Origin of the sequence: Methylobacterium sp. WL18, from assembly GCF_008040015.1 — a bacterium.
Classification (GTDB): domain Bacteria; phylum Pseudomonadota; class Alphaproteobacteria; order Rhizobiales; family Beijerinckiaceae; genus Methylobacterium; species Methylobacterium mesophilicum.
The window spans coordinates 1-4,809 of record NZ_VRVD01000359.1 but is presented as its reverse complement, the minus strand read 5'-3'; the positions used below and the strand labels follow the sequence as shown (position 1 = coordinate 4,809).

At 72.0% G+C, this 4,809-nt stretch carries 5 protein-coding genes; 3 read left to right on the top strand and 2 right to left on the bottom strand.

Annotation, left to right across the window (positions count from 1 at the left end):
• A partial coding sequence (locus tag FV228_RS20555) for an SDR family NAD(P)-dependent oxidoreductase (RefSeq protein WP_147856314.1) occupies window positions 1-618 on the top strand: 618 nt, incomplete at its 5' end.
• Between the two features lie 59 nt (window positions 619-677).
• On the opposite strand, the gene FV228_RS20550 is transcribed toward FV228_RS20555, so the two are convergent.
• Both FV228_RS20550 and FV228_RS20545 read right to left on the bottom strand, forming a co-directional pair.
• On the bottom strand, window positions 678-926 hold the full coding sequence (locus tag FV228_RS20550; RefSeq protein WP_147856313.1) for a hypothetical protein: 249 nt from the start codon (window positions 924-926) through the stop codon (window positions 678-680).
• A gap of 106 nt (window positions 927-1,032) precedes the next feature.
• A complete protein-coding gene (locus FV228_RS20545) occupies window positions 1,033-2,271 on the bottom strand; it encodes an alanine--glyoxylate aminotransferase family protein (RefSeq protein ID WP_210247813.1) in 1,239 nt (412 codons plus the stop codon).
• Between the two features lie 219 nt (window positions 2,272-2,490).
• Here FV228_RS20545 and FV228_RS20540 point away from each other — a divergent pair, with 219 nt between their 5' ends.
• Both FV228_RS20540 and FV228_RS20535 read left to right on the top strand, forming a co-directional pair.
• The gene (locus tag FV228_RS20540; protein ID WP_147856311.1) at window positions 2,491-3,036 is read left to right on the top strand and encodes a PepSY domain-containing protein; all 546 of its coding nucleotides are present in this window, start codon (window positions 2,491-2,493) and stop codon (window positions 3,034-3,036) included.
• 144 nt (window positions 3,037-3,180) lie between these two features.
• The coding region (locus FV228_RS20535; protein ID WP_147856310.1) for a molybdopterin cofactor-binding domain-containing protein at window positions 3,181-4,809 on the top strand (1,629 nt) is incomplete at its 3' end.

Sequence of the window (4,809 nt, the reverse complement as noted above, 5' to 3'; positions counted from 1 at the left end):
GCGCGGGCGCGCTTCGCGGCCACCGACGTCACCAGCGAGGCGGACGGGCAGGCAGCGGTCCAGGCGGCTTTGGACGCGTTCGGGCACCTGCACGGGCTCGTCAACTGCGCCGGGATCGCACCGGGCGAGAAGGTCGTCGGCCGCGACGGCCCGCACCGGCTGGACAGCTTCACCCGGGCGGTGACGGTCAACCTGGTCGGCACGTTCAACATGATCCGGCTGGCCGCCACGGCGATCGCCAAGGAGGCGCCCGACGCGGAGGGCGCCCGGGGCGTGATCGTCAACACCGCCTCGGTCGCGGCCTTCGACGGCCAGATCGGGCAGGCGGCCTATGCGGCCTCGAAGGGCGGCGTGGTCTCGATGACCCTGCCGATCGCCCGGGAGCTGGCGCGCCACGGCATCCGGGTCGTCACCATCGCGCCGGGGATCTTCGAGACGCCCATGATGGCGGGGATGCCGCAGGAGGTGCAGGACGCGCTCGGCCAGCGCGTGCCGTTCCCGCCCCGGCTCGGCCGTCCGTCGGAATATGCCGACCTCGTCCGGCACATCTGCGAGAACCCGATGCTGAACGGCGAGACGATCCGCCTGGACGGGGCGCTGCGGATGCCGCCCCGCTGAGAGGACACGGGCGCATCGCCTCATCCCGGACGCCGGCAACCCCCATCCGGAGCGCGACTCTAACCGATCGAGACGCTGGTCAGGAGTTCGGCGGCCCGGCGCACCTCGGTGACGATCAGTTCCTCGCTCGGCCCCTCGATCGGCATGTCGGACAGGATCGCGGCGACGTCGCGCTTCACGTCCTCGCGGATCTCCGGGTTCTCCTCGGACAGGCGCCCGATCAGGACGCCCAGGACGATCTCCAGCGCGGAGAGCTTCGCGTGCACGCGGGTGAAGTCGTCCAGCGGTTCCGGCTCGTTCGCGTTCATGGGCACTCCCGGGATCAGGCCGCCGCACCGTCCGCATGGCGGGCGACGCCTCGGGCCAGCCATACGCTCCCGCGGCCCGCCCGGTCGATCCCGGGACGCACTGCGATCAGGCGGCCGGACTCGCGTTCCAGGCCGCCAGGGCCGCCGCGACGCCGGCGCCCGGCGGGACGGAGAAGCCTTCCGCACGCAGGACAGCCTCCAGGGCGCCCAGGGTGATCAGCACCTTGTGCTTGCGGGCGTTGTAGCCCATCGCGCCGATCCGCCAGACCTTGCCGGCCAGGGGCCCGAAGGCGGTGCCGATCTCGATCTCGAAATCCTCCCGCATCCGGCGCCGCACCGCCTCGCCGTCGACCCCGTCCGGGATGTACAGCGCGGTGACGTTGGTCATCCGGTAGCGGTCGTCGCCGAACACGGTGAGCCCCATCGCCCGGATGCCGGCCGCGACCGCACGTCCGGCGGCCGCATGCCGGCGGAAGCAGGCCTCCAGCCCCTCGCCCAGCAGGACCCGGGCGCATTCGCGCGCGCCATACAGCATCGTGGTCGCCTCGGTGTGGTGGTTCAGGCGCTTCTCCGACCAGTAATCCATGATCATGGCGAGGTCGAAGTAGTTCGAACCGATCCGGACCCCCAAGCCGTCGTCGATGTCGTCCCGGCGGATGCCGTGCTCGACGTGGCGCCGGGAGAAGATCCGCTCGGCCGCCGCAGGCGAGACGGTGATGGGCGACGAGCCCGAGGGGCCGCCGAGGCATTTCTGCAGGCCGCCGGTCACCACGTCGACGCCCCAGCGGTCGGCGGCGATCTCCATGCCCCCGATGGTCGCGGTGGCGTCGACATAGGAGAGGGCGCCGGCCCGGCGGCAGAGGTCGCCGAGCCCGTCGAGGGGCTGGGCCATGGTGGTGGAGGTGTCGCCGTGCACGGTCGCCACGACCTTCGGGCCGAAGCGCTCGACCGCGGCGGCGATCGCCTCCAGGGGCACGACCTCGCCCCAGGGCGCGTCCACGGTCTCGACCACGGCGCCGACCCGCTCCAGGATCTCGGTGAGCAGCAGCCCGAACCGGCCGAAATTGACCACCAGCACCCGCTCGCCGGGGGCGACCAGACTCACCAGGGCCGCCTCGATCCCGGCCCGCGCCGTGCCGTCGACGAGGAAGGTCCAGCGGTTCTCGGTGCCGAAGATCGGGCGGTAGAGCGCCATCACCTCGTTCATGTAGGCGGTCATCTCGGGGTCGAACTGCCCGAGCAGGTCGGCCGACATGGCGCGCAGGACGCGCGGATGGGCATTGACGGGCCCCGGCCCCATCAGGAGCCGCTGGGGCGGGTCGATCTCGCCGATCTGCTGGAGCACGGGCTGGCTTCCTTCGCTGTTGCGCATTCCGGGCGGGGCGACGCAATCCGCTGGCCAGTCGCCTCCGGCCAATCACCTCCGGCCATGTCGCGGTTGGGAGCGGTGCTAGGGATCTGCGGCGCTTCGATCAAGCGGTGCGTTTTTTCCCAGGGGCGGAAACCCCTTTCGGGCCTCGGCGTTTCTCGGTCCCACAACCGAACCCGCAAAGGGAAACCCGCCATGATCAAACGCTTCGCCACCGCGGCCGGCCTGCTCGCGCTCTCGACGAGCTTCGCCCTGGCCCAGACTGCGACCCAAACCGACAGCAACCTGAAGGAGTGGCAGGTGGCCAAGGTCGCCAAGGTGGGCCTCGCCCAGGCGCTGACCACCGCCCAGGCGCAGGGCGACGAGAAGGGCGGCCGCGCCATCGACGCCGATTTCGAGAAGGCCGACAGCAAGAACCCGGCGCATTACGCCATCAAGGTCGTCTACCCGAGCGGCAAGCTGGTGGAATACGGCATCAACGCCGATAGCGGCGCCCTGTACAAGACCGAGAACCAGCCGATCGAGCGCTACTTCACCCGGCTGAAGCCCGCCGACTTCCAGAACGCCAAGACCTCGCTCAAGGACGCGCTCGCCATCGCCGAGCAGAAGGCCGGCGGCGGCAAGGCCTACGAGGCCGAAGTCGAGAAGGACGGCAAGGCGGTGCAGTACGAGATCAAGGTGGCCGGCGCCGACAAGGAGCAGACGGTCAAGGTCGGCCCGGACGGGAAGGTGGTCGACTGATCCCGTAGGGTCACCATCCGAAGCGACGGGGCTGCACATGCGCTGCCCCGCCGCTGCATGGTGTCGCCCCGCCGCCCGCACGCGGAGCCGCGCAGCCGCTTCGGCCATTGCCCCCGGACGAGACCGCGGACCGGGAGCGCGAACATGGAATCAGGCACGCGGGACTCCCAAAAAATCCTCGGGACGGCCCATACCCGGGTCGAAGGCCCCGACAAGGTCACCGGCCGGGCGCTCTACGCCTCCGACCGGCCCGGCTCGGAGACGACGGCCCACGCCGCCCTGGTCACCAGCACCGTCGCCCGGGGCCGGATCACCGGGTTCGACCTCGGCGCCGCCCAGCGGGTGCCGGGGGTGCTGGGGATCTTCACCCACCGGGAGTTCGCCGGGGCGGTGGCGCCGGTGAAGCACCTGATGGCCGGCGGCTACGCCAACAGCTCGCACCGGCCGCTGAATTCCGACGCGGTCGCCTATGCCGGCCAGATCGTGGCCCTGGTGGTGGCCGAGACCCAGGAAGCGGCCGAGGAGGCCGCCGGCGCGGTCCGGGTCTCCTACGCGGAGGAGCCCGCCGCCGGCGGTTTCGACGCGCCCGGGGCCGAGACCGTCCGGCTGGCGGACCTCAAGGCACAGCACGAGGACATCGTCCGGGGCGACGCCGAGGCCGGATGGCGCGACGCCGCGATCCGGGTCGCGGCGCGCTACGAGACCCCGATCCAGCACCACAACCCGATCGAGCTGTTCACCACCCGGGCCGCCTGGGACGGCGACCGGCTCACCGTGCACGAGCCGACCCGCTATGTCGGCGCCGCGCAGCACGGGCTCGCGGTGCAGCTCGGCCTCGACCCCGCGCAAGTGCGGGTCGTGTCCGGGCTGATCGGCGGCCATTTCGGCTCGAAATTCGCGCTGTCGCAGCACACGGCTCTGGTCGCGCTGGCGGCCCGGCGCCTCGGTCGGCCGGTCTCGCTGGTCCCGACCCGGCGGCAAGGCTTCACCATCGCCAATTACCGGCCGGAATCGCGCCACGCCATCCGGCTCGGGGCCGACCGTGACGGCCGGTTCACCGCCCTGGTGCACGAGGCCGAGACGGTCACGTCGCGGTTCGACCCGTTCGTCATGGAGGGTGCCGAGGTCACCGCCAGCCTCTACGCCTGTCCGGCGATCCGGACCGAGGAGCGGGCGGTGCGGGTCGACCGCAACACCCCGGGGCCGATGCGGGCGCCCCCGGAGGTGCCGTTCCTGTTCGCCTTGGAGAGCGCCGTCGACGAGATGGCGGTGGCGCTGGACATGGATCCGATCGTCCTGCGGCGGCTCAACGACACCGCAATCGATCCCGTCTCCGGCAAGCCGTTCTCGACCCGGCCGCTGATGGCCTGCTTCGACGCCGGCGCGCAGGCCTTCGGCTGGGCGCGGCGGGCGCCGCATCCGGGGACGATGCGTGATGGAGCTTGGCGGGTGGGGTTGGGCTGCGCGGCCTCGGTGCGGCCGGTGAAGATCGCGGCCGCGACCCTGCGGGTGCGGCTGGGTCCGGACGGGACCGCGGAGGTCGCCTGCGCCCATCACGAGATCGGCAACGGCATCACCACGCTGCTCGCCATGGGCGCGGCCGAGGGCCTCGGCGTGCCGGTGGAGCGGGTAACCGTCCGGCTCGGCGACACGGCGCTGCCGGCGGCCGGCATCTCCGGCGGATCGAGCACGACCACGAGCCTGATGAATGCCCTGGCGCTCGGCTGCGGCCAGATTCGCGAGACCCTGGCGCAGGCCGCGACGGGGCAGGGC